General features: G+C 67.7%; 21 protein-coding genes. 5 read left to right on the top strand and 16 right to left on the bottom strand.

Annotation, left to right across the window (positions count from 1 at the left end):
- Positions 1 to 33 precede the first annotated feature (33 nt).
- The 3 genes from BFE01S_RS06615 to BFE01S_RS06605 all read right to left on the bottom strand — a co-directional run bounded on the left by BFE01S_RS06615 (position 34) and on the right by BFE01S_RS06605 (position 4,321).
- Positions 34 to 2,013: a hybrid sensor histidine kinase/response regulator gene (locus BFE01S_RS06615; RefSeq protein ID WP_028224803.1), complete on the bottom strand. Its 1,980-nt coding sequence runs from the start codon at positions 2,011 to 2,013 to the stop codon at positions 34 to 36.
- 63 nt (positions 2,014 to 2,076) lie between these two features.
- Positions 2,077 to 2,550 (bottom strand): response regulator, encoded by a 474-nt coding sequence (locus BFE01S_RS06610; protein WP_028224802.1) that lies wholly within the window; start codon positions 2,548 to 2,550, stop codon positions 2,077 to 2,079.
- 49 nt (positions 2,551 to 2,599) lie between these two features.
- Complete coding sequence (locus BFE01S_RS06605) at positions 2,600 to 4,321, bottom strand: sensor histidine kinase (protein WP_028224801.1); 1,722 nt, start codon at positions 4,319 to 4,321, stop codon at positions 2,600 to 2,602.
- Positions 4,322 to 4,702: 381 nt separating this feature from the next.
- Between BFE01S_RS06605 and BFE01S_RS06600 the strand changes: the two genes are divergently transcribed.
- A complete protein-coding gene (locus BFE01S_RS06600) occupies positions 4,703 to 5,200 on the top strand; it encodes a hypothetical protein (RefSeq protein WP_028224800.1) in 498 nt (165 codons plus the stop codon).
- Between the two features lie 8 nt (positions 5,201 to 5,208).
- On the opposite strand, the gene BFE01S_RS06595 is transcribed toward BFE01S_RS06600, so the two are convergent.
- On the bottom strand, positions 5,209 to 7,662 hold the full coding sequence (locus BFE01S_RS06595) for an AsmA family protein (RefSeq protein WP_028224799.1): 2,454 nt from the start codon (positions 7,660 to 7,662) through the stop codon (positions 5,209 to 5,211).
- Positions 7,663 to 7,833: 171 nt separating this feature from the next.
- Between BFE01S_RS06595 and BFE01S_RS37665 the strand changes: the two genes are divergently transcribed.
- Complete coding sequence (locus tag BFE01S_RS37665; RefSeq protein WP_042337294.1) at positions 7,834 to 8,610, top strand: ABC transporter ATP-binding protein; 777 nt, start codon at positions 7,834 to 7,836, stop codon at positions 8,608 to 8,610.
- Complete coding sequence (locus BFE01S_RS06585) at positions 8,607 to 9,437, top strand: ABC transporter permease (RefSeq protein WP_028224798.1); 831 nt, start codon at positions 8,607 to 8,609, stop codon at positions 9,435 to 9,437. Before BFE01S_RS37665 ends, BFE01S_RS06585 begins: the two co-directional genes overlap by 4 nt.
- Positions 9,438 to 9,459: 22 nt before the next feature.
- Here BFE01S_RS06585 and BFE01S_RS06580 read toward each other — a convergent pair whose 3' ends face one another.
- A complete protein-coding gene (locus tag BFE01S_RS06580) occupies positions 9,460 to 10,041 on the bottom strand; it encodes a DUF6013 family protein (RefSeq protein WP_042337287.1) in 582 nt (193 codons plus the stop codon).
- Positions 10,042 to 10,225: 184 nt separating this feature from the next.
- Positions 10,226 to 11,314 (bottom strand): non-homologous end-joining DNA ligase, encoded by a 1,089-nt coding sequence (ligD, locus tag BFE01S_RS06575; RefSeq protein WP_028224796.1) that lies wholly within the window; start codon positions 11,312 to 11,314, stop codon positions 10,226 to 10,228.
- Positions 11,315 to 11,616: 302 nt separating this feature from the next.
- On the opposite strand from ligD, the gene serB reads away from it, so the two are divergent.
- On the top strand, positions 11,617 to 12,456 hold the full coding sequence (gene serB / locus BFE01S_RS06570; protein WP_028224795.1) for a phosphoserine phosphatase SerB: 840 nt from the start codon (positions 11,617 to 11,619) through the stop codon (positions 12,454 to 12,456).
- A gap of 64 nt (positions 12,457 to 12,520) precedes the next feature.
- Here serB and BFE01S_RS06565 read toward each other — a convergent pair whose 3' ends face one another.
- The 10 genes from BFE01S_RS06565 to BFE01S_RS06520 form a co-directional block, all read right to left on the bottom strand.
- Positions 12,521 to 13,705, bottom strand: a complete 1,185-nt coding sequence (locus BFE01S_RS06565; RefSeq protein ID WP_028224794.1) for a cystathionine beta-lyase — start codon at positions 13,703 to 13,705, stop codon at positions 12,521 to 12,523.
- Positions 13,706 to 13,738: 33 nt separating this feature from the next.
- Complete coding sequence (locus BFE01S_RS06560) at positions 13,739 to 14,341, bottom strand: hypothetical protein (protein WP_028224793.1); 603 nt, start codon at positions 14,339 to 14,341, stop codon at positions 13,739 to 13,741.
- A gap of 52 nt (positions 14,342 to 14,393) precedes the next feature.
- Positions 14,394 to 15,320: a sugar kinase gene (locus BFE01S_RS06555; protein ID WP_028224792.1), complete on the bottom strand. Its 927-nt coding sequence runs from the start codon at positions 15,318 to 15,320 to the stop codon at positions 14,394 to 14,396.
- A 5-nt stretch (positions 15,321 to 15,325) separates the two neighbouring features.
- Positions 15,326 to 16,663 carry a 30S ribosomal protein S12 methylthiotransferase RimO gene (rimO, locus tag BFE01S_RS06550; RefSeq protein ID WP_042337286.1) on the bottom strand — a complete coding sequence of 446 codons (1,338 nt, stop codon included), beginning with the start codon at positions 16,661 to 16,663 and terminating at the stop codon, positions 15,326 to 15,328.
- A 239-nt stretch (positions 16,664 to 16,902) separates the two neighbouring features.
- Entirely contained in the window at positions 16,903 to 17,487 is a 585-nt protein-coding gene (gene phaR, locus BFE01S_RS06545) for a polyhydroxyalkanoate synthesis repressor PhaR (protein ID WP_028224790.1), read from the bottom strand.
- 144 nt (positions 17,488 to 17,631) lie between these two features.
- Entirely contained in the window at positions 17,632 to 18,372 is a 741-nt protein-coding gene (locus BFE01S_RS06540; protein ID WP_028224789.1) for a 3-ketoacyl-ACP reductase, read from the bottom strand.
- 174 nt (positions 18,373 to 18,546) lie between these two features.
- Positions 18,547 to 19,728: an acetyl-CoA C-acetyltransferase gene (locus BFE01S_RS06535; protein WP_028224788.1), complete on the bottom strand. Its 1,182-nt coding sequence runs from the start codon at positions 19,726 to 19,728 to the stop codon at positions 18,547 to 18,549.
- Between the two features lie 81 nt (positions 19,729 to 19,809).
- Positions 19,810 to 21,744 carry a class I poly(R)-hydroxyalkanoic acid synthase gene (gene phaC / locus BFE01S_RS06530; protein WP_084169583.1) on the bottom strand — a complete coding sequence of 645 codons (1,935 nt, stop codon included), beginning with the start codon at positions 21,742 to 21,744 and terminating at the stop codon, positions 19,810 to 19,812.
- A 391-nt stretch (positions 21,745 to 22,135) separates the two neighbouring features.
- Positions 22,136 to 23,005 (bottom strand): peptidoglycan editing factor PgeF, encoded by an 870-nt coding sequence (pgeF, locus tag BFE01S_RS06525; RefSeq protein ID WP_028224786.1) that lies wholly within the window; start codon positions 23,003 to 23,005, stop codon positions 22,136 to 22,138.
- Complete coding sequence (locus BFE01S_RS06520; protein WP_028224785.1) at positions 23,002 to 24,252, bottom strand: RluA family pseudouridine synthase; 1,251 nt, start codon at positions 24,250 to 24,252, stop codon at positions 23,002 to 23,004. Before BFE01S_RS06520 ends, pgeF begins: the two co-directional genes overlap by 4 nt.
- An 82-nt stretch (positions 24,253 to 24,334) precedes the next feature.
- Here BFE01S_RS06520 and BFE01S_RS06515 point away from each other — a divergent pair, with 82 nt between their 5' ends.
- Complete coding sequence (locus BFE01S_RS06515; protein ID WP_407668188.1) at positions 24,335 to 25,192, top strand: outer membrane protein assembly factor BamD; 858 nt, start codon at positions 24,335 to 24,337, stop codon at positions 25,190 to 25,192.

Raw genomic sequence — 25,192 nt, 5'->3', positions numbered from 1 at the left:
TGCGCGGGCTTTTTCATTGCGGAGGCGCGCGCATCAAAACGCGGGGCGCTGCGTCGCGCGTGTCACCGCGGCATCGTCGATCAGCCGCTCGAGGTGCTCGAAGTTGATGGGCTTCGTGAGGTGCGCCGTGAAGCCCGCGTCGAGGCAGCGGCGCACGTCGTCGTCGGTGCCGAAACCCGTGAGCGCGATGGCCGGCGCCTCCGAGTGCTCGCGAAACGCGTGGATGAAGTCGATGCCGGTGCCGTCCGGCAGGCCGATGTCGCTCACCACGAGATCGAAGCGCACTTGCGCCGCGAGCGCGAGCGCATCGGCCACGCTGCCTGCCACCGCAACTTCGTGGCCGAGCCCACGGATCAACTGCGACATGACCTCGGCCGTGTCTTCGTGATCCTCGATCAGCAGGATGTCGAGCGCGCCGGCCAGATGCGGGCTGTCCCGGTCCGCCGGCACGTCGGCGCCCGGCACCGGCGTAGCGGTGGGCAGCACGATGGAAAACGTCGCGCCGCAATGCGTGCCGGGGCTCTTCGCCGTCACGGTGCCGCCGTGCGCCTCGGTCAGCGCCTTGGTCACAGCAAGACCGAGGCCGAGGCCGCCGAACTGCCGCGTCATGTTGTGGCTGCCCTGCTCGAAGGCGTTGAAAAGCTTGCTGATCTGCTCGGGCTCGATGCCGATGCCCGTGTCTTCCACTTCGATCAGCACGTGCATGCGTTCGTCGCGCGTGCGCACGTAGATATGTCCGCCGTCCGGCGTGAACTTCGCGGCGTTGCGCACGAGATTCCAGAACATCTGCTGCAGGCGGGCGCGGTCGCCGCGCACGTAATGGTGCTGCGCGCGCAGATCGACATGCACGTCCTGCTGCTTCACCTGGATTTCGCTGTGGAAGAGTTCGAGCACGGCGTCGATGACCTCGTGCACGTCCACCGTATCGAGCGCGAGGCTCAGCTTGCCGTTCGCCACGCGCGTGAGGTCGAGCAGGTCGTCGATCAGGCGGGCTTCGAGTTCGATGTTGCGGCGGATCATCAGCACGCCTGCGCGCGCGGCCTCGGGCAGATCGGGAATCTGTTCGAGTAGCCGCGTGCCGGCCAGCACCGGCGTAAGCGGCGTGCGCAGCTCGTGCGAGAGCATCGCGAGGAAGCGGTCCTTGGCGCGGTTCGCTTCTTCCGCCGCCTGGCGCGCGGCCTGCTCGGAAGCCAGCAGAAGCTCGCGTTCCTCGGTCGATTCGCGCTGCGCGTGAATGTCGGTGCAGCTGCCGAACCACTTGTTCACGCCGCCGCGCGGATTGCGCATCGCAACGATACGGACATCGAACCAACGATACGCGCCGTCGTGGCGGCGAATGCGCAGTTCGTGGCGGTAATCGGTCGCGCCGCTCCCCACGGCCTTCAGCCAACTGCGGCGGATGTCCTCGCGGTCGTCGGGATGCACGGCGTCGAGCCAGGCGAGACCGTGCGAATAGCGCGAGTCGAGTCCCGTGTATTCGAGCCACTGTTTCGAGAGGAAGTCGCAGTTGCCGTCCGCGCCGCAGGTGAGCACGAGGTGCGGCAGCGCCTCCGAAAGCGTGCGGTAGTGCTCCTCGCGATCGCGCAGCAGGAGCGACTCGTCGGAAGCGCGTTGCAGCGCGACCTGGGAGAGCACGCGCGCCACCGCCTCGGGCAGGTAGTCGAGATAGTCGCCGGACTTCGGCACCACGTCGGACACGCCCGCGCGCAGCGCGGCGATCACGCGCGATTCGTCGGTGAAGCCGGTCACGAGTATGGCCGGCACGCGCACGTCCTGCGAACGCAGGCGGCGAAAGAAGTCGAGCCCGGTCTCCGCCCCGTCGAGCTGATAGTCGAGCACGAGTACGTCCGGCGTTTGCAGCGCGAGCAGCGCTCCCGCCTCGCCTACGCTCGTGCAGGTGTCCACGCGCGCGCCGGCGCGGACGAGCGATTTGCGCGCGAGCCGCAGGATGCCGTCGTCGTCGTCGACGACCAGCACGTGCGCGCCCTCCAGCAGGGTGACTTCGTCGTTCATGCGCGGGACATTCCTCCGGGCGTCGGGACGCGCGGTATTGATCGTTTCATCGGGTTGCGGGCGTCACGAGCCGGTGTAGCGGTGCCCCGGCGGCAGCTTGACCACCTGCAGGAAGAAGCCGAGCCGCCGCACGGCTTCGATGAAGGCATCGTACTCGACGGGCTTCGTGACATAGACGTTGCAGCCCAGTTCGTAGCAGCGCTCGATCTCGCGCGGGTCGTCGGTGGTGGTCAGCACGATCACCGGCACCGACGCCGTGACCGGATCGGCCTTCAGGCGGCGCAGCACCTCGAACCCGTCCACGCGCGGCATGCGCAGGTCCAGCAGCACGACGAAATTCGCGAGGTCGTCGCGCGCGGGGATATCCGGCGCCACGGCGCCCGGCGGTCCAAAGAAATAATCGAGCGCCTGCTGGCCGTCCGAAAACCGCACGAACCCGTTCGAAATGCCCGAGCGCCGCAAATTGCGCTCGACCAGCGTGGCATGTCCATCGTCGTCTTCGATCAGCACGATGCTGACGCGTTCCCCGTTTGTCATTTCGCTTCTCCAAGGGGTCTCGGCTTCCCGCCGGCGTGCGCGGCCGCTTTCATGCTGCACGCAGCGGTTGTTCCGGCAGCGCGACGAAAAACGTCGAGCCGCTCCCTTCGACCGATTCCACCCACATCCGCCCGCCGTGCCGTTCCGCAATGCGGCGGGCGAGCACGAGGCCGATGCCCTCGCCGCCCACACTGCTCGCCTTGCCTTCCCGGCCCGCGCTGCCGCCCGTGCCTGCGCCATGCAGGCGCTGGAACGCACGGAACAGCTTCGGCAGGTAGGCCGCCGGTATCCCGACGCCATTGTCGCGCACATAATAGGTCCGTGTACGGGGCTGCGTCGCCGCGCCCGTGCGGGGCGCCGGCTTTGCCGCCGCCTCCCGGCCGTCCACGTTGCTCACTTCGCTCGCGTTGCCCGCGCCGCCTTCCTCCGGCAGAACCGCGAGCGCACCGATTTCGATGTGTCCCGGGCGGCCCGGATCGAGATGCTGCAGCGCGTTATCGACCAGATTGCCGAAAATCTGCTCGATGGCGGCCGGATCGCCCCAGGCGGGCGGCAGCTCGCGCACGTCGATGCGCGCCGCATCGAGCCCGCGGCCCGATTCGAGTCCGGTGAGCACCCGCTCCACGATGCGCCCCATATTCACGCGCTGCCAGCGGTATTCGAGCCGCCCGACGCGCGAGATGCGCAACAGCGCGTCGATGATGGCCGCTGCGCGTCCCACCGCCTGGCGCAGGAATTGCAGCGATTCGTTCACGTCGCCGTCGAGCAGTTCGGTCATGCGGCGATGCTCGTCGGCGGGCAGGCCCGCGGAATCGATCTGTGCGCGCAGATCATCGCACGAGACCTGGAGCTCTTTCGAGAAACCCTGCAAATTCACCAGCGGCGAGCGCAGGTCGTGCGAGACGCTGTAGATGAACATCTCGTTGTCCTGCGTTTCCTGGCGCAGATGCTCGTTGGCGCCGGTGAGGTCGGCGGCGCGCGCCTGCAACTGGCGCTTGAGCGCCACCTGCTCGCGTTCCGCGTCGCGCAGGCGCGTGCTGGTCTGATGCAGCACGGCGTCGAGCGCGGCGATTTCGTCATTGCCCGAGAGCGCCGGCGCAAGCTTCCCCCCCTCGCCCAGGCGCCACGCATTGTCGCCGAGCGCCGCGAGCCGCCCGCCGACGTTGCGCGCAAACACGATGGCGGCCGCGCCCCACACCAGCATCGAGCCGACCACGGCGGCGATCAGCGCATCCTGCTGGCGCTCGCGCGTGAAGCTCGACGACGCCGTGCGCCGCGCGTCGAGCTGCGCCTCCGCGTCGATGAATTCGGCCAGTTCGCTGCGCACGGTTTCGATCTCGGGCGGCAGCGCGGCGCCCTGCGCGCGCGCCCAGGCAATGCTGCGGCCCGCGCGCAGGGCGTCGGCGACGTCGCCCGCCTGCGCCCGCCAGGCGTAGGCAGCCGCGCGCATGTGATCGACGCGCGCGAGCTGCGCCGGGTTATCGGCCACCATGCGCGACAGGAGCGCAATGCGGTCCGCAAACTCGGTCCAGACCGCGTGGCGATCGATGAAGGACGGGTCTTCGAGCGCAATGCCCGTGCGCACGCGCGCGGACTCGCGCAGGAGCGGATCGACGAGGCTCGAGGCCTGCCAGAGGATCTGCTTGCTGTTTTCGGCGCTGCGCGCGGCGCGCGTGGCGGCCTCCTGCGTGTCGAACACGACGCCTAGCAGCACGAGTTCGATGACGCTGGGAATCGCAATCAGCAGCAACCCCTTGGTGAACAGTTTCATGACGGGTCTGGCGGTGGGCGGGTCGGGCCGGCGCGGTAGCCCGCACGACGCAGGGCGGCCGCAGGCACCAGAACCCGAATATTATCGACGCGAAATTCCGCGCTGACAACGGATGTGGCGCCACTCACAGATGGGCGGAAAAAGGCCGTTTTTTTATGAACGATGCCCCCACCGTGCGGGCCGTCGGGTCTATTATGAATACGGAGACAAAGAACAGGAAGAAAGAACGCCGGGATACTTACATGAGAGCGCGGCGAGCGGTCCAGCACAGTGAACGCAGCATCCCGCGAGGGCGAAGGCCAGGTTCGAATCCTCGTGAATCCTGCAAGACCCTATGCTATAAAGGATCGACGTGCGGCGCGCAAAACCGGGAGTGGTCGCATGGGACAGCTGCGTTTTTTGCAATCCTTTTTCAGGCGAGTTTTTATGTCCTTCCCGAAAAAGCGTAAACGCTCCAAGGCGGACGCAGACGAGTCTTTCCTCGCCGTGCTCAGCCACTTCAAGCCATTCGGCCAGCTCGACACCAAGATCGCGCGCGCCCGCGCGCAGGACGAGCCGGTGCTCTACGCCCATGTCCTGCCGGGGCTCGACGTCCTCCTGTGCAGCGTGCGCGGTGCGCAGCCGCCCTATCCCGCCACGAGCGAGTTGCGGCGGCGTTGCATCGAATCCATTGCGCATGCGCTCGAACAGCCTATCGAAGGCCTGGAGAACGGCGGCTACTGGTACGAGGCGGACGGCTTCGGCTTCCTCGTGTTCGCGAGTTGCGCACGCAGCCGCATCCTGCCCGAATTCGGCGCAGTGCGGCCCACGCTCTCCTCGCGCCGCGTGACCCGCCGCCAGGACGCGGCGGGAGACACCGCCCCGCGTTCGCTGCGCTAGCGCGCGTCTCAGCTTCCCTTGTAAAGCGTCGAAGGGTCCGCCTGCACCGCAGGCGGGCGAACCGTTCTCGCCGCATTCCCGGTACTGCCCGCATTGCCCGTGCTGCCCGCGGCGGCCTTGGCCGCGCCCGGGCCTGCGCGCATCGCCTGGCCGGGCGGCGGCGCCACCGGATGCGTGCGCATCTGCGCCATGAGTTCGCCGCACGGCAGCGGCTTGTTGTTGCTCGGCGCGATCAGCGGAATCAGGGCCGCAAACGGATTGAGGAGGCCGAGCCCCACCATCGCTCCGCCGCGCAGCGCGAGCGCCGTCGCATCCACGCCCACGTGCGGATTCTTGAAGGTGCCCTTCGCGTAGAGCGGCGAGCGCAGCGAAAACACCCGGAAGCCCTTGGTGTGCGGATGGATCTTCAGATCCAGCGACTCGTCGCGCAGGTTGATCGGCCCGTCGATGTCGATCACGGCGTCGTCGGTATCGAGCGCGAAAACGCGCGGATCGAGCACGCCGTTGGTCGCGACGAAATCGGCGGCGGCGCAGTTGATCTCGACGTCGCGATTGCCGAAGAGCTTCTCGTACACCACGTTCGCCACGTTCAGCCCCGCCGCCTCCATCAGCAGGCGGCTGATCCTGCCCTGCGTGACGAGTGCCTTCACCTCGCCGTTCGAGGTGGCCGCGAGCGCGGCCGGCGAATTGCCGGTGGCCGAAAGCGAGGCGTCGCCATTGACCTCGCCGAGCGCCGACTGCATCGACTGGAAGTTCGGGAACAACTGCTTGAGCTTCAGATGGCGCGCTTCCACCGTGCCGCGAGCCTTGAGCGGCACGCCGCTGCCGTCGAGCGTGAGGCGGGTGGCGAGCGTGCCGCCCGCCACGCCGAAGCGCAGCGGATCGAGTGCCAGCACGCCATCGGTCATCACCACGTGCGTGTAGAGGTCGGAGATCGGCAGGCTGCCCTGCTTGACGATGTGGCGGCCCGTGAAGGTCACGTCGGCGTCGATGGCGCTCCAGCGGTCGGTGCGGAACGGTTCGACCGGAATCACGCGGTCGGCCGGCTGCTTCACCGTGTCGCCGCGCTTCGCCTTGCTCGACGAGCTGTCCGCTCCGATGATCGGCGCGAGGTCGGAGAACTGCAGCAGGTTCGACACCAGATCGCCCTTGAGGAGCGGCCGCGGCGTGCGCTGGACGTACGCGAGCGTGCCGTTCAGGTCCGAGCCGCCGACGCGGCCCGTGAATTGCTCATAGCGGAACTCGCTGGCGCCGGGATGGAATGCGCCCACGAAGCGGCCTTCCGTCGCGTAGGGCGGCGTCTCGGGCAGGGTTACGCCAGTCAGGTTGTAGAGGTGGGCCATGCTTTCGCCCTGCAACCACAGGCGCAGATCGACAGCGGCCAGATGCGCGGGGTCCGTGAGCGTGCCGACCAGGGCGATGTGCATGTCGCCCGCGCGCACGTCGGCCTGGACCGGGAACGGACGCTTCGGGTCTTGCAGCGCAAGGACGCCGCCCAGCTTGCCGGTGCCGGATACGGGCGTTTTGTTGTACGTGCCTTTGAGCGTCCAGCCGATTGCGTAGAAGGGTTCGGCCGGCGAGCCTCCCGGCTGCGCTCCGCTGGCCGTGGAGGCGGTCGCGGTAGTGGCGGAAGCCGGTGCCGTTCCCGTACTGGCCGAACCCGGCGGAGCGCTGCCCGCCTCGCTCGCCGCCCCGGTTTGACCGGCCGCACTGCCTGCACTCGCCGCACTTGCGGCCGCCGCCTCCGAAGCCTGCTGCGCCGCGGCCTGCTGCGCGAGCCGCCGCGCGCCGGCCGCGCCGATCACCTGTGCCGAGCCGCTGCGCGAGGCCGCCTCCTGCTGCTGCATCACCTCGCCGATCGGAATGCCGCGCCCGAGCAGATCCACGGCGATCTGTACATCGGTCTTCGTCTGCTGATCGCTCACGGCGATGTTGCCTTTCGCGAAGGCGATGTCGTGCAGGTCGAGCTTCCACGTGGAAGGCCCGCTCGAAGCAGGCAGCTTGAAGGTCCAGTTGTTGCGGCCGTCCGCGAGCCGCTCCACGTCCACGGACGGATTCACGAGATTGATGGCCGGAATGACGATGTCGCGGGCGACGAGCGGCAGGACCATGACCTCGAAGTCGATCTCGTCGAGCGTGGCGAAATGCGGCGCCTTCGCCCAGTCCGGGTTCGCCACTTCGATCTGCGTGGCGGAAAAGCGCGGCCAGGGCACCCACGCGCGCCAGCCGGTCTCGCCCGCCGGTGCACGCCAGCCGACCTTCAGGTCGCCTTCGATGGCGAACGGCCGTCCGATGGCCTCGCTCACTTTCTCGTTGACCCAGGGCTTTGCGCGATTCCAGTCGAAGGTGAGGATAAAAACCGCGAGCGCCGCCGCAAGGACAACCACAAGCAGCGCGAGCCATGCGAAGATCCTGGCGAGCGTGCGGCCCACGCCGCGAGCCTTGGGTTGCGGTGACGTCATACGCTCTCCGTATTTCTGCGTTGTTCTTGCCAGACCTGTCGGGAGCAGCCTGCATGCCTGCTCCCGCTTAGTGCTGCTGTTTGTTGCAACCGTTTATTGCAGCCGTTTATTGCAGCCGCCATCATGCCGCAACGCAGCATGCCGGTGGGCGCTTTTGTTTGCCATCCTTCGATGACCCCATCACCCGATTCCAGCCAGCAGAACGAGAGCGCCCCGGCCCGCCGCACGCGGCTCGTCGAAGCCCGGCAGATTCAGCGCCGTGCCTCGACGAGCGGCCAATATCTGCTCCATCCCGCCAACTTCGCGCTGTATGCGGGCGAGCGCGCCGTGCTGACCGGGCCGTCCGGCTCGGGCAAGAGCGTATTCCTGCGCGCCCTCGCCCTGCTCGATCCGCTCGATGGCGGCGAAGTGCTGTGGCGCGGCACGCCGGTCGCGCGTCAAAACATTCCGCGCTTTCGCCGCCATATTGCCTACGTCCGGCAGCGGCCCGCGCTCGTCGACGGCAGCGTCGAGGACAATCTGCGCTACCCCTATTCGCTCGCGGTCTATCGCGACGTGGCTTTCGACGCGGCGCGCGCCGGCGCGCTCCTCGAAGCCGCGGGAAGGCCCGCAGACTTTCCCGGACGCGACGCCTCGGAGCTCTCCGGGGGCGAAGCACAGATCGTCGCGCTCGTGCGCGTGCTTCAGCTCGACCCCGACGCCCTGCTGCTCGACGAACCCACCGCCTCGCTCGACCCCGAGTCCGCACGCGCCGTCGAAGCGCTGGTGAGCGGCTGGTTCGAGCGCGCCCGCACGGCGCGCGCCACGGTATGGGTTTCGCACGATCCCGCTCAGGCCGCGCGCGTGGGCAACCGGCATCTCACGATGAAGGCCGGCGTGCTCGATGCCGACACCGGCCCTGCCACGGCGCGAATGTCGCCCCCTGCCGGCGGCGGAGTGCTTCGATGAGTCCCGTCCTCCAGAACCTGGGCCTCGGCGACGTAGCGATCGCGGCGCTGCTCGTCTTCGTGAACGGCGCCGCCTCGGTGCTGCTCAAGCTCGACCTCGAACGCAAGCTCGCCTGGGCCGCGGTGCGCACCGTGGTCCAGTTGCTCGCCATCGGCTATGTGCTCGGCTGGGTGTTCGCGTTCGACCGCTGGTACGTCGTGCTCGCGCTCATGGCGCTGATGACGCTGATCGCCGGCGTCGCCGGTTCGGATCGCGGCGAGCGCACCTATGCGGGACAGCGCGTCGACAGCATCGTCTCGATCTGGGTGAGCGCGTGGCTCGTGGCTGCCGTGGGGCTCTTCGCCGTGATCCGCATTCGCCCGTGGTACGAGCCGCAGTATGCAATTCCGATCCTCGGCATGATTCTCGGCAACACGCTGACCGGCGTTTCGCTCGGCGTCGAGCGCATGACGCAGGAACTCACGGCGCGGCGCGACCGCGTGGACAGCGCGCTGGCGCTCGGCGCGACGCGCTGGGAAGCGGCCCAGGCGCCCGCGCGCGAGGCGGTGCGCGCCGGCATGATTCCGACGCTCAACCAGATGGCCGTGGTGGGGGTGGTGAGCCTGCCCGGCATGATGACGGGTCAGGTGCTCGCGGGCCAGTCACCGTTGCAGGCCGTGCGCTACCAGATCGTGATCATGTTCCTGATCGCGGCTTCGTCGGCGCTCGGCACCGTGGGCGCCGTGCTGCTCGCGTACCGGCGCGTGTTCTCGGCCGAGCATCGCTTTCTCGCTTCGCGCCTCGTCGAGCGAAGCGCGGGTGCGAAAAAGCGTGTGGCATGGCGCTAGCCGTTCCAGGGCGGCCCGACCGCTAACGTTGTGCGGAGATCGAGAGCTGGGTGCCGTCGCCGAGCGTCACGAGCTTCGCCGTGCCGTTGGTCGGCATCGAGAAGCGCACCACCTCGCTGTACGACACGGCGTCGGGACAGGTCAGCGTCGCGCCGCCGTGCGCCACGCTGCGCGTGCCGCGCGGCGCCTGGGCGCGGAAGCTCACCTGGACGTTCGCCGTGCCGTGCTCGTCGACGATAGGCGCGAGGCGCAGTTGCGTTTCCCGCACCATCGCGCCGTTTGCGTCGAGCGGCAGCGAGGCGTTGTCCGGGCAGCCGTCGGGCGCCGGCACGGGGCCGCCGGGCGGCGTGGTGCGCCAGGTGAAGTCGTCGGTGTCGCCCGAGCGCAGCGTGCGCGTTTCCGTGGCGTTGCCGTACTGTTTCGACGTGACCCGCACGGTGTAGCGGATCGGCCCGTCGGTGGCCGCTTTCGATGTCACCTTGATCGGCGTGGTCGCAAGCGCGGGCAGTGCAAGCGCACATGAAACAGCAAGCGCGGCGCCGGCAAGTGCCGCGTGAATGCGGCGCGAATAGGGTAAATAGCGGAGTAAGCGGCGGCAATGCATGCGTCACCTCCTGACGGGGGCCGCCGCGCACTGCAAGCTGCGGCACGCGGCGGTGGGTCTTCCACCTAGTCTAGCTCGCCGGCGCACGCCGTGCGCCGAAGGTTCGCACCCCGCCGACCAGGTTTTATCCCGCTTGCCATCACACTGCTTTTGCAGGCGCAGCAGCGAAGCACGCTCAGTACCCCTACCTGCTCCGCTCCTCCAGCCCGATCGTCAGCCCGGCCGTCACGCGCTGCTTCGACTGCGCATAACCGGCCCACGGATCGATGCCTGCGAGGGCGGCAAAGCGCTCGTCGATGTTGTGCAGCGTCCACTGCGCGCCGCCCGTGGTCGCGCCAAGCTCGTCCCAGGCAAGCGGCACCGACACGCCCATCCCCGCCCGCGCGCGCACGCCATAAGCAACTGCCGTGCTGGCGCCGCGCGCGTTGCGCAGGTAATCGACGAAGATGCGCTTCTTGCGATGCTCGGGTCCCATGTGCGCCGTGATCTGGGTTGGCGCGCACGCGGCCAGATGCTGCGCCACGGCGCGCGCGAACGCTTTCGCGTCGGCCCAGCCGGAATCGGGCGCAAGCGGCACGAGCGGCACGACGACATGCAGCCCCTTGCCGCCGCTCGTCTTGCAGAACGATGCAAGACCGAGCTCGCGCAGCAAGTCGCGCGTCATCTCGGCCGCCTCGATCATGCGGTCCCAGCCCAGCGCCGGATCGGGGTCGAGATCGAACACCACGCGGTCGGGCTGTTCGATGTCCGGGACCTGCGCATTCCACGTGTGCAGTTCGATAACGTCCCGCTGCGCCGCGCCGATCAATGCCTCGAGCGTATCGATCGTGATGAGCGGCGGATGGCCCGGATCGAGGCCTTCGTGCTGGGTCACGCCCGGAATCGGCGCGCGGCCGTTATGGCGCTGGAAGAACATCTCGCCGGCCAGGCCGCGCGGCGCACGCACGAGCGAAACCGGCCGCCCTTGCAGATGCGGCAGCAGCCAGCGCGCGGCGCGCTCGTAATAGCGCACGAGATCGAGCTTGTGGATGCCGCTGGTGGGATCGATGACCCGCCGGGGACTCGTGATCGCGACACCGGCGATTTCGGCATCGCCCCCGGGATCGGCGAGATGCCGGGTCGAACGCGGCTTGCGCGGCGAGCCGGCCGCTCGCGGCGATGGAGCCGGAGAGGCCGCGCGGGGCGCGACGGCCGGATCCGCTGCTGCCGCTTGCCGCGCGCGGCGCGGCGCCCGCCCGGCGGTCGAATGTTGGGGTTTGGGAGCGTCCTGCATACCGGTTCCCCTCGCGCAGCGAGGCGCACGTGACGCGCCGCGCGACGCGAGTCGCGGCGCGTGCGGTTGACGGCATGCGGCAGCCGCCCCCCGTCGGACCGCCGCGCGAGCTTTCATTGTGCAACGAACGCAAGCTTTCGTCGCGCAAAGGTGTGCAGCGGGACGGATCGCGTGCCACTGCGCCGCACAACCGAAAGCCCCGGGCCTCAGGCACCCGGCCGGACGCCCGCTTCGAGCAGTTACAATGTTGCGGTTTGCCGCGCATCCGGGCGCGGCGCCTTCGTCCGCTGCCCACCCACGACATGAATCTCGTCATCCAGAGCCCCGCCCCGCTGCCTGCCGTCCACCACAAGCCGCTTCTCGCGCTCGCGCGCGGCAGCCGCCTCACGCCGCTCGACGACTACGCCCTGCGCATCGACGACGCCGTGCCGGGCCAGCGCGCCGACCTCGACGTGTATTGCGGCACGCACCGGCTCGACTACGCGTTCGTCGAAGCGGGCCGCACGCTCGCCGACTTCGGCCTCGTTGCGATGGACATGGACTCGACGCTCATCACGATCGAATGCATCGACGAGATCGCCGACTTCTGCGGCCTCAAAGCCGAGGTCGCGGCGATTACCGAAGCGTCGATGCGCGGCGAGATCAAGGATTTCAACGAAAGCCTCACACGCCGCGTGGCGCTGCTCAAGGGGCTCGACGCCGGCGCGCTCGAACGCGTGTACGAAGAGCGCCTGCAACTCTCGCCGGGCGCCGAACAGATGCTGGCAGGCGCGAAGGCGGCCGGCCTGAAGACGCTGCTGGTCTCCGGCGGCTTCACGTTCTTCACGGAGCGCCTGAAGGCGCGCCTCGGGCTCGACTACACGCACGCGAACACGCTCGAAATCGTCGATGGCAAGCTGACAGGCCGCGTGAGCGGCGAGATCGTCAACGCCGACGTGAAGGCCCGCACGCTCGTGCAAACCTGCGCGCAGCTCGGCATCGAGCCGCGCCGCGCGATTGCGATGGGCGACGGCTCGAACGATCTGAAGATGATGGCCGAAGCCGGCCTTTCGGTGGCGTTTCGCGCGAAACCGGTGGTGCGCGAAGCCGCGAGCGTGGCGTTCAACTTCGTCGGGCTCGACGGCTTGCTGCGGCTGCTCTGACCGGCATTTCCAGACTGCGGGCGCGCGCCGGGCGTAGAGGTGCCCGGCGGGCATCGGACAACGATCAGGCCAGCTTCGCGAGCGCCTGCTCGATGTCGGCACGCAGGTCGGCTTCGTCTTCGAGACCGACGTAGAAGCGCACCAGCGTGCCGCGATGCGGCCAGCGCGAGGCCGTGCGCATCGAATCGATGTGGTAAGGCATCACGAGGCTGTGCGCCCCGCCCCAGCTCCAGCCCAGCGCGAAAAGTTCGAGCGATTCGCAGAACGTATCGATCTGCTCCGGGCTGTAGCGTTCCTGGAACACCACGGAAAAGAGGCCGCCCGCGCCCGTGAAGTCGCGCTTGAATTCGGCGTGGCCGGGGCAATCTTCGAACGCGGGGTGCAGCATCGCCGCGATTTCGCCGCGCGTCTTGAGCCAGCTCGCGAGCGCCAATGCGCTGCGGTCGTGGGCTTCGAAGCGCGCCTTCATGCTCGGCAGCGCGCGCAGCACGAGCGAGCAATCGTCCGCCGACACGCCGATGCCAAGGCGCATGCGCGCCTGCTTGAGCTTCAGATACACGTCGCGCTCGCGCGTGATCGTCGCCCCCATCAGCACGTCGCTGCCGCCCGACTGGTATTTCGTGAGCGCCTGCACCGAGATATCGACACCGTGCTCGAAGGGCTTGAACGCGAGCCCCGCCGAATACGTGTTGTCGATCGCCGTCACCACGTTGCGCGCCCGCGCCGCCGCGGTGATCGCGCGCACGTCGGGCACTTCCATCGTGACGGAGCCCGGCGCTTCGATCCAGATCAGCCGCGTGTTGGGCTGGATCAGCGAAGCGATGCCCGCGCCGATCAGCGGATCGTAATAGCGTGCCGTCACGCCGAAGTCGCGTGCGAGCCAATCGCCATGCTCGCGGTTCGGCGAATAGGCGTTGTCGGGAATCAGCACGTCGTCGCCCGCTTTCACGAGGCCGAAATACACGTTCGAGATCGCGGAGAGCCCCGAAGGCTGCAGCAGCACGTGCTCGCCGCCTTCGATAGCCGCGAGCCGCCCGGCCAGCATCGCCGAGGTCGGCGTCGCATGCAGGCCGTAGCGCCATTGCGCATCGTCGCGCCAGTCGAGCGCGCGCAGCGTCGCCAGATCGGGAAAGACCACGGTCGAGGCGCGCGTGACGGGCGCGGCAAAGGACTCGAAACCCGGCGTGATCTCGCCTTCTGGATGGAGAATGCGCGTCTGCAACGCGCGGCTGGAGTCGGTTTTGTTCATTTGGCAGGCTGTTGTTGGCAGGCTGTTGGCGGGCTATTGACCGGTGGTGAGATTGCTGACGCCGCCCACGGGCTGGGCGCCCGCGGGTGCCGAGGGAGCCGCCGCAGGCGCCGCGGCGGCAGCCGGTGTCGGTGCCGGCACCGGCTGCCCGGCCGCAAGCGGCTTCAGCTCGAAATCGACCGGGTTGGAATCGTCCACTTCCATGCGCTCGCCCGACACCGTGCCGTCGGGCGAGAACGTCCCCACCCAGTTGCCGGTGATGTGCGTGCCGTCGTTCGACTCCTCGCCTTCGAGCGTCGTGCCCTCGCGGTCGCCCGCGATCAGGATGACCTCGCCCGTGTCGGTGAATTGATACTCGCCGTGCACGCCGCTCGGGTCGTCGGTCTTCGGTCCGAGCCGCATCACGATCTGCCGCTTGCCGAGCATGCCCACATAGCGCGGAAACTGCGCGAATTCGGGGTTCGGCTTGAGCGGCAACGAGATCGGCGGCGGCGCGGCCAGTGCTTTCACGGGGTCAACCGCGTTCTGCGCGCGTGCGGACAAAGGCAGGGCAAACGCCGCCACGGCGAGCGCGCAAGCCATCCGGCGCATGCCGCGCGTAGCGGCGATCCCTTGCTTCAAGGTCGAGTTTTCCATCGGTTTCCTACCTTCGAGTGAGCCGTGCGCCGGACGGCGACCTGGTGGCCGCTTACGCGGCCAGCATGGCTTCGACCGCCTCGCGACGCGGAATCGGCGCAACGGCGCCAAAGCCCAGCGTCGAAAGTGCCGCCGCCGTATTCGCGTAACGCGCCGCCGCGAACGGGTCGTCGCCCGACACGAGGCGCGCGATGAATGCGCCGCCGAAGCAGTCGCCCGCCCCCGTCGCATCGACCGCCGCGACCGCGCGGCCCGGCACGAGACGCCGCTCGCCGGCGGTCGCCACATAGGCGCCCTCCTTGCCGAGCTTCAGGGCCACCACGCGCGGCCCGCGCGCGAGCAGCCAGTCGACGATCGCATCGCGGTCGTCGAGCCCCGTGAGCGCCGTCACGTCGTCCCAGCTCGGCAGGCAGATGTCGGTGGCGCGCAGCACTTCGCTCATCACGGCCCGCGCGCGCGGCAGCGGCCAGAGCTTGAGCCGCAGGTTCGTATCGAAGCTCACCTGGCCGCCGCCCGCATGCACGAGATCGATCGCGGCAAACGCTGCGTCGCAGGCCGTGTTGCTGATCGCCACGCTGATGCCGGAAAGATGCAGCACGCGCGCCGCCGCGAGTGCTTCGCGCGGCAAATCGCGCGGCGCGTAGCGGCTTGCCGCCGAGCCCGCGCGCAGATAGTCGAACGCATGCCCGTTCGGGCCGTGCGAGACGAAATAAACGCCGGTGGGTGCCGCTGCGTCGAGGCGCACGGTAGCGGTATCGACGCCCTCGCGCGCCCACAGATCGAGCAGGAGGCGCCCGAACGGGTCCTCGCCCACGGCGGAGACGAAGCCCGTGCGCACGCCCTGGCGCGCGGCGGCAATGCAGAAGTTCGACGTATCGCCGCCGAAGCCCTGCAGGTACTCGGGCTTGTCCTGGGACGCCTGATTGAATTCGACCATCGCCTCGCCGAACGCGAGGACTTGCGGCGCGGCTTCGCTCATGCGGCTCAGACCTCGCCCCAGAGATCGTGCCCGTCCGCGCCGGTGATCTTCACCGAGACGAAGTCGCCGACCTTGTAGCGTTTCGACGCCTTGGTGGCCGGCGCGACGTAGACCACGCCGTCGATCTCGGGCGCGTCGGCGGCGGTGCGGCCAATGCCGCCATCGACATTGATCTCGTCGATCAGCACCTTGAGCGTCTTGCCGACCTTGCGCTGGATGCGCTTCGCGGACACGGCCTCGGCCACTTCCATGAAGCGCGCGCGGCGCTCCTCGCGCACTTCGTCGGGCAACGCGCCGTCGAGTTCGTTGGCGCTCGCGCCTTCCACGGGCGAATAGGCGAAACAGCCCACGCGGTCGAGCTCCGCCTCGCGGATGAAGTCGAGCAGGGTTTCGAACTGCGCTTCCGTCTCGCCCGGAAAGCCCGCGATGAACGTGCTGCGGATCGTGAGGTCCGGGCACATCGCGCGCCAGGCCTGCACGCGCTCGAGCACCTTCTCCGCGTTCGCGGGGCGCTTCATGCGCTTGAGCACTTCGGGATGCGCGTGCTGGAACGGCACGTCGAGATACGGCAGCACGTGACCCTTGAACGGGCCTTCGGCCATGAGCGGAATGACTTCGTCCACGCTCGGATACGGATAGACGTAATGCAGGCGCACCCAGGCGCCATACTGCGCGGCCAGCTCGCCCAGCGCGCCGACGAGATCGTTCATGCGGGTCTTGAGCGGACGGCCGTTCCAGAAGCCGGTGCGGTACTTCACGTCCACGCCATAGGCGCTCGTGTCCTGCGAGATGACGAGCAGTTCCTTGACGCCCGACTTGAAGAGGTTTTCGGCCTCGAGCATCACTTCCGCAACCGGACGCGAAACGAGATCGCCGCGCATCGACGGGATGATGCAGAACGTGCAGCGGTGGTTGCAGCCTTCGGATATCTTCAGGTACGCATAGTGGCGCGGCGTGAGCTTCACGCCCGCGGGCGGCACGAGATCGACGAACGGATCGTGCGGCTTGGGCAGATGCGTGTGAACCACCTGCATGACTTCGCCCACCGCGTGCGGGCCGGTCACGGCCAGCACCTTGGGATGGACTTCCTCGATGAGATTCGAGCCGCTCGCGCTCTGCTTCGCGCCGAGACAACCCGTGACGATCACCTTGCCGTTCTCGCTCAGCGCTTCGCCGATGGCGTCGAGGCTTTCCTGCACCGCCTCGTCGATGAAACCGCAAGTGTTGACCACGACCAGATCGGCGCCGTCATAGGTGCCGGAGATTTCGTAACCCTCGGCGCGCAGCTGCGTGATGATCTGCTCGGAGTCGACAAGCGCCTTCGGGCAGCCGAGGGAAACCATCCCCACACGCGGAGCAGGAGTGCGGGAGGTCGTTGATTCAACTGGGTTTTTCACGTGTACGTCCGGATGTGGGGCGCCCGGCGGCCAGTGCGCCGCGCGAGATCGAGCCAATCCACCATTTTACCCGGATGTCATCGGGAGCGGCATTCCTGCATGCCGGGCCGGCGGCCGCGCGCGGGGGCGCGCGCACGAGCAAGTGCGCTGAGCGCGCCGCCGCTACCCCGCCGCGTTCGCCCCGCTCACTTCTTCTCGTCTTCGCTCTCGGGCGTGCCCTGCGCGGGAGCGGCAGGTTTGAACGGGAAGCTGCTGAACATCGACTTCGCCTGGTTCTGCATCTGCTCCTGCATCTGGACGAACATGTTCTTCGACTGCTCGATGTAGCTGGTCATCATGCCCTGCATCATGGGCGCCTGCATGTTCATGAACTGCGACCAGACCTCGGGGTTCATCGCGTTGCCTTCGTAGAGGTTCTTCGACTGGTCCGCGAGCTTGTTCTGGATGTCGATGAACGCCTGGATGTTCTTCTCCAGGTAGGTCCCCATCATCCCCTGCATCGCATGGCCGTAGAAACGAATGATCTGCGACAGCATCGACGAGGAGAACATCGGCAGCCCGCCGCTCTCCTCTTCCAGGATGATCTGCAGCAGGATGCTGCGCGTCAGATCCTCGTTGGTCTTCGCGTCGATGACCTTGAACTCCTCCTGATCGAGCACGAGTTGCTTCACATCGGTCAACGTGATGTAGGTGCTCGTCTCCGTGTCGTACAGCCGACGGTTCGGATATTTCTTGATCAGTCGTTCGGCGGTTTTCTTTGTAGTCGTCATATGTCGCCCTTGTTCGCCCGGCCGCGCCTGCGCGCCGGTCTAGCCCGGATGCGGCGCCTGCCCCGGTGTGCAGCGAGGCGCGCGGTCCGTGTGGATCCCTGCGGTGCCGCGCACGCCCGAAGGCAAGGCGCGCGGCGCGCCGGATCAGCCCATGTGCAACCCGCCGTTCAGCGAGAAGTCCGCACCGGTTGCAAAGCCCGATTCGTCGGAGGCGAGCCATGCGACGATCGAGGCGATTTCCTCGGGGGCGCCAAGGCGCCGCACGGGAATGGTCGCCACGATCTTCTCCAGTACGTCCGGGCGGATCGACTTCACCATGTCGGTGCCGATGTAGCCCGGCGAGACGGTGTTGACCGTCACGCCCTTGGTGGCCACTTCCTGCGCGAGCGCCATCGTGAAGCCGTGGATGCCTGCCTTGGCCGTCGAGTAGTTGGTCTGCCCGAACTGGCCTTTCTGTCCATTCACCGACGAGATGTTGATGATGCGGCCCCAGCCGCGCTCCACCATGCCGTCGATCACCTGCTTCGTCACGTTGAAGAGGCTCGTGAGGTTCGTGTCGATCACCGCGGTCCAGTCTTCGCGCGTCATCTTGCGAAACACCACGTCGCGCGTAATGCCCGCGTTATTGACGAGCACTTCGACCTCGCCCACTTCGGCCTTGACCTTGTTGAACGCCTGACGCGTCGAATCCCAGTCGCCGACGTTGCCTTCCGAGGCCACGAAGTCGAAACCGAGCGCCTTCTGATCTTCCAGCCATTTGACACGGCGCGGCGAGTTCGGGCCGCAGCCGGCTACCACGATGAAGCCCTGCTTCGCGAGGCGCTGGCAAATTCCGGTGCCGATGCCCCCCATGCCGCCCGTTACATACGCAATACGCTGTGACATAAACCCAACTCCATTATCGTTTTCCGGGACGCCCAACGACGGCCCCGGCCTCGCCCTTTCCTCTGTCCCGGCGCTCGCGCACGGGACCGGTGCCGCCCGCGCCCGTCATGCGGCGCGCGGCACCGAAGCAGGCCGCCCTGCAACGCCCCGGGGCGCCCCGCTTCGTTCGCTGCCTCAGGCGCGCTCGACCGCGAGCGCCACGCCCATGCCGCCGCCGATGCACAGCGAGGCGAGGCCCTTCTTCGCGTCGCGCTTTTGCATCTCGTACAGCAGCGTGACGAGCACGCGGCAACCCGACGCGCCGATCGGGTGGCCGATGGCGATCGCGCCGCCGTTCACGTTGATCTTCGACGTGTCCCAGCCCATCTGCTTGTTCACGGCGAGCGCCTGCGCCGCGAAGGCTTCGTTGATCTCCATGAGATCGAGGTCCTGCGGCGTCCAGCCCGCGCGTTCGAGGCAGCGCTTCGACGCCGGCACCGGGCCCATGCCCATGATCTTCGGATCGAGACCCGCGTTCGAGTACGCCTTGATGCGTGCGAGCGGCTTGAGGCCCAGTTCCTCGGCCTTCTTCGCCGACATCACGACCACCGCGGCCGCGCCGTCGTTCAGGCCCGAGGCGTTCGCCGCCGTCACCGTGCCTTCCTTGTTGAACGCCGGCTTCAGGCTCGCGAGCGATTCGGCCGTCACGCCGTGGCGCACGAACTCGTCGGTCTTGAACTGGAGCGGCTCGCCCTTCCTCTGCGGAATCGCGACCGGCACGATTTCGTCGTCGAAGCGGCCGGCCTTCTGCGCCGCTTCCGCCTTGTTCTGCGAGAGCGCGGCGAACGCGTCCTGCTCTTCACGCGTGATGCCGAATTCCTTCGCGACGTTTTCCGCCGTCACGCCCATGTGGTACTGGTTGTACACGTCCCACAGGCCGTCCACGATCATGGTGTCGACGAGCTTCGCGTCGCCCATGCGGAAGCCGTCGCGCGAACCCGGCAGCACGTGCGGCGCCGCGCTCATGTTCTCCTGGCCGCCGGCCACGACGATCTCGGCGTCGCCCGCGATGATCGCGTTCGCCGCGAGCATCACGGCCTTCAGGCCCGAGCCGCACACCTTGTTGATCGTCATGGCGGGAACCGAAGCGGGCAAGCCGGCCTTGATCGCCGCCTGGCGCGCCACGTTCTGGCCCGAGCCGGCCGTCAGCACCTGACCCATGATCACTTCGCTCACCTGCTCGGGCTTGATGCCCGCGCGCGCCAGCGCTTCCTTGATGACCACCGCGCCCAGTTCGGGAGCCGGGATCTTCGCGAGCGAGCCGCCGAATTTGCCCACTGCCGTGCGTGCGGCCGATACGATCACAATGTCAGTCATTTCCAGTTCCTCCGGCCGGTAGAACGTCGCGAGAGACGCCGACCCGTCAAGTTAAAAACCCATTCCCGCAGCGGTGCGCTTTTAATCGCGCTGCTGCACGTAACGTCCCGGCGCCGGTTCGATCTCCGGAAATTCCGCCGATCCGGCCTGCGCTCGCGGCTTGACCTTCTTGCCGCCATACTGATCGAGCCATTCGGCCCACGTCGGCCACCAGCTGCCGGGCTTTTCCTGCGCCTGCCCAAACCATTCTTCCGCGTCGGCCGGCAGGTGCTTCGCATCGGTTTCGATGCTCCAGAAACTGCGCTTGTTCTTCGAAGCCGGGTTGATCACCCCGGCGATATGCCCCGACGCGCCCAGCACGAAGCGCAGCGGCCCCGAGAGCAGCGGCACCGAAGCGTACGCCGTGCGCCACGGCACGATGTGATCCTCGCGCGAACCGTAAATGAAGGTCGGCACGTCGATGCGCGAAAGATCCACCTCCTCGCCGCACACCGTAAGCGCGCCGGGCTCGCGCAGCTTGTTCTCGAGGTAGGTATTGCGCAGATACCACGTGTAGGCCGGCCCCGGAAAGCTCGTCGAATCGCTGTTCCAGAACAGCAGGTCGAACGGCGCCGGCGTGCGGCCCTTGAGATAGTTGTCGACGACGTAATTCCAGACCAGATCGTTCGGGCGCAGGAACGAGAACGTATTGGCGAACTCCACGCCGTGCATGAGGCCGGGCTTCGTGCCGTTCTTCCCGCCGATGGTCTGCTCGCGCATCTGCACGTGCGCCTCGTCCACGAACACGTCGAGCACGCCCGTATCCGAGAAGTCGAGCATCGCAGTGAGCAGCGTCATCGACGCCGCCGGATGCTCGCCGCGCGACGCGGCGACGGCGAGCGCCGTGGCCAGCATCGTGCCGCCGATGCAAAAGCCGAGCGTGTTGATCTGCTCGCGGCCGCTGATGCTGCGCACGACATCGATGGCCTTGAGCACGCCGTCTTCGATGTAGTCGTCCCACGTCTTGTCGACGATCGATGCGTCGCCGTTGTGCCAGGACACGAGGAACACCTGCTGGCCCTGTTCGAGCGCATACGCGACGAGCGAATTCTCGGGCTGCAGGTCGAGGATGTAGAACTTGTTGATGCAGGGCGGCACGATCAGCAGCGGCCGCTCGCGCACGCTCGCCGTGCGCGGCTTGTACTGGATAAGCTGGAGCAGTTCGTTCTCGAACACGACCGAGCCTTCGGTCGTCGCCAGATTGCGGCCCACCACGAAGCGCGACTCGTCGGTCTGCGAGATCTTGCCGCGCGTGAGGTCGCCCAAGAGGTTCATCACGCCCTGGCGCAGGCTTTCGCCGTGCGTTTCGAGCAAGGTGTTCTGGGCGTCGGGATTGAGCGCGAGGAAATTGCTCGGCGAAGCCGCCGCCGTCCATTGCTGCACGGCGAAGCGAATGCGCTCGCGGGTTTTCGGATCGGCGTTGATCGCGTCGGCAAGCTCGTGCAGGTAGCGCGCGTTGAGCAGATACCACGCGGCCGTGAACGCATAGGCCGGCGTGGCCTTCCATGCGTCCGAGCTGAAACGGCGGTCCTTCAGTTCGGGCGCCTGCGGCGCGGTGTCCGACGCCTGGCGCAGCAAGTCGAGGGCCTCGCGCGAATAGTCGGCCTGAAGTTGCTGCAGACGTGAGGGCTCGATCGAAGCCGCCGGCAGGCGGAATGCCTCGAAGGGCGATGCCATGCCGCCGGGAGCGCCAAAGGCGCCGGTCAGGCCACTGAGGCCACCGAGACCGCCAAGGCCACCAGGCGCCCCTGCGCCGTTGACAGCGGCACCCGCCTGCGGCCACCAGGGGTTCGGAAACGGCGCTTGCCGCGACGCCCCTTGCTGGGCTTGCTGCGCAGCATTCATGGCATTGCGCCAGGCCTGGGTCCACGCGTCGAATATCTGCTGCATTCCGGCGGCATCCGGAGTGAATTGCTGCGCACCGCTAGTTGAAGCGCCCGTGCCCGGGGAATTCGTGGAACGTTCAGATGCCGTCATGCCTGCTTTTGACCGATATGCCCCGAAGGACTGGTTGAGAGGCAGGTGGTACGCAGACGCGGCGCTCGTTGCGCCTCGTCACGTCCTGTCCCGTAGGTGAAGGACATTCTTGCTCCCCACTGCGAAGCGTGTCAATGCTTGTGCCCGATTTTGCCGCACTGCGATAAATTTTTTATTATCGTTTTCCCGATGTGAGTTATCGCCCAAGCATCGCATAAACAGCAGCGCGCCGCGCAATGCGTTAAAAAGCGCCGTGGCGCCAAGCGGTTGCAATGCAATGCGGCGGCCTGTCACGCCATCGGCATTCGTTCGCGCACGGCGTTTCCCGGCGCTTGATGCGTCGCAGCAAAAGCGCCGGGGAATGCAGCGGAAATACCCTCGTCGAACGATGTCAGGATTCGAGCCAGACGAGCGCGGCCATGCGGCCGGTCACGTGATCGCGCCGGTAGGAATAGAACTGCTCGCGTTGCGTGTAGGTGCACTGGTCGCCGCCGCTGATGCGCGTGACGCCGAGTGCCGCGAGCCGCAAGCGCGCCAGTGCGCCCAGATCGGCGAGGTACTTGCCGGCCGCCTCGGGCCGCGCGACGAACGCCGCGGCCGTCGCCTCGCGTTGTGCCTCGCCGACATGCGCCGCGTGGTTCATGAAGGCGTCACGCACGTCTGCCCCCACTTCGAAGGCCGCGGGCCCGATCGCCGGACCGAGGTAAGCATGCAGGTCCTGCGTCGCGCAGGCCGCCAGTGCCGCCACGCGCGCGGCCGTGCGCTCGATCACGCCGGCTGCCAGGCCGCGCCAGCCCGCATGGGCGGCGCCCACGGCGCGGCCCGCGTCGTCGCAGAGCAGCACGGGCATGCAGTCGGCCACCATCACCGTGCAGGCAATGCCGGGGCGATCGGTTACGCTCGCGTCGGCCGCGAGCGGCTCGCCCGCGCGGGCCGCGGCGAGCGCCGCGCCGGCCTCGACCACGCCGGCCCCGTGGACCTGCTTGAGCCACGCCGCCGGCACGCCCGCATACGCGAGCAGCCGCGCCCGGTTCGCTTCGACGTCGTCGAGTTCGTCGCCGGAAAGCCGGCCGAGATTCAGCCCGTCCGGCAGGTCGCGCCCCTCGCCATCTGCATCACCCTCGCTCCCGGCCTGCCAGCGGCCGAACGGCGGCGCGCTCACGCCGCCATTGCGCGTCGTCACGATGGCGCGGACCTTCGCGGGTGCCTGCCAGTCGGGATGCAGCAGATCGGCAGAAGTCAGTTCAACGGTGGTGCTCATGCGCGGTGGTCCTCGCTGTCGCTATCGTCTTCTGCGTCGTCTTCTGTGTCGTCTTCGTTCTCATCGTTCTCTTCGTCGCTGCCGATGACGAAACCTTCGTCCGTGTAGGCGCTGTCGAAGACCTCGTCGTCGAAGCCGTATTCGTCCTCCTCTTCCGAGCCGAAACCGAGCGCCGCGATCAGCGCATCCATGTCGTCGGGCACCTCGGCGCGCCACTGCATCGCGCGGCCCGTCACCGGATGAATCAGGCCAAGCCGCCAGGCGTGCAGCGCCTGGCGCGCGAAGCCGTCCGGCAGCGCGGCAACCGAACGCTTGCCGCGCGCGTGGCCGTACACGGGGTCGCCCAGCAACGGATGACGGATATGCGCGCAGTGCACGCGGATCTGATGCGTGCGCCCCGTTTCCAGGTCGCAATGGATCGCGCTCACGGGCTGGCCGTGCCAGAGCGTCGAATCGACTCGCCGGAAATGCGTGCGCGCGGGCTTGCCCGAGGCGCCCGCCACCACGGCCATGCGGGTGCGCTCGCGCGGATCGCGGCCGATCGGCGCGTCGATGGTGCCCTTTTCCGGCATGTTGCCCCACACGAGCGCCAGATAGCGGCGCTTGACCGTGCGCGCCTGCAACTGGCGCACGAGATCGGTCTGCGCCTCGAGCGTGCGCGCGACGACCATCAGCCCCGAGGTCTCCTTGTCGAGCCGGTGGACGATGCCCGCGCGCGGCAGGCCCGCGGCCGCGTCGCCGTAGCGGTGCAGGAGGCCGTTGAGGATCGTGCCGCTCCAGTTGCCCGCGGCCGGATGCACGACGAGCCCGGCAGGCTTGTTGATGACGACGATCGCCTCGTCTTCGTAAATGACATCGAGCGGCACGGGTTCCGGCGTAAACGCAAGCTGCTCGGGCAAAAGATCGGGCACGAGCTCGATCGTGGCGCCGAGCGGCACCGGCTGGCGCACCTTGGCGCTCGCACCGTCCACGCGCACGCGCTGCGCCTCGATCCAGCCCTGCAGGCGGCTGCGCGAAAATTCGGGAAAGATTTTCGCGAGCACCTTGTCGAGCCGCTCGCCGGCAAGCTCGTCGGGCACCTGGACGCGCCGCGGCGCCTCGCCGCCGCGCGCGCGCGCGTCCGCGCCGAGGTCGTCGTCGAGCGCCTCGCCGGGCGCAGCGTCATCGGGCACTTCGCCCAGGCTATAATGGTCGATGCTGTTTTGGGCGCCGGGGGCGCCGCCTCCCGGAAGAACTGAACGGGTCATTGAGTCTGGGTCAAACTGGGACCTGAAGCTGAACTGGAAAATGCGAGCCTTGAACACGATTACGAAACTGGCCCAACACGCGATGGCCCGGAACACGGAAGCGCAATCGCCCGCACTGGCGATATTCGGCAAGCTCGGCAATGTGATTCGCATCGCCGCCTGCGGTGCCGCGCTCGCCGTAGTGGCGGGCTGCCACGGCCTGCCGGAAAAGACCGACGAAACGGCAACGTGGAACAACAACAAATTATATACGGAGGCCCAGGACGCGCTCTCCGCCGGTGACTGGAGCAAGTGCGCGAAGTACTTCGAATCGCTCGAAGGCCGCGACCCGTTCGGTCACTTCGCCCAGCAGGCGCAGATCAACGTGGCCTACTGCGACTGGAAGGACAGCGAGAACGACGCCGCCGACCAGGCCATCGACCGCTTCATCCAGTTGCACCCGGATCACCCGGACATCTCCTATGCCTACTACCTCAAGGGCATGATCCACTTCAACGACGACCTGGGCCTCTTTGGCCGCTTCTCGGGTCAGGACATGAGCGAGCGCGACCCGAAGTCGCTGCGCGAGTCCTATGACGCGTTCAAGGTCGTGGTGGACAAGTATCCGCAGAGCAAGTACGCGCCGGACGCCGCGCAGCGCATGCGCTACATCGTGAACGCGCTGGCGTCGCACGAAGTGCACGCCGCCGACTACTACTACCGCCGCGGCGCCTATGTGGCCGCGATCAACCGCGCGCAGCTCGCGATCACCGAGTACAAGAGCGCGCCGGCCATCGAAGACGCGTTGCACATCATGGTCCTGTCGTACCAGAAGCTCGACCAGCCGCAGCTCGCCGACGACACCCGCCGCGTGCTGGCCGCCACCTTCCCGGACAGCCCGTACATCACGGGCCGCGCACGCGCGGGCAAGGACAGCAAGTCGTGGTGGCAGCTCTGGTAA

The sequence above is a fragment of the Paraburkholderia ferrariae NBRC 106233 genome (genome assembly GCF_000685035.1).
Lineage (GTDB): Bacteria > Pseudomonadota > Gammaproteobacteria > Burkholderiales > Burkholderiaceae > Paraburkholderia > Paraburkholderia ferrariae.
Note: the sequence above shows the minus strand (reverse complement) of the source record. Positions and strands in the feature narration are given on the sequence as shown.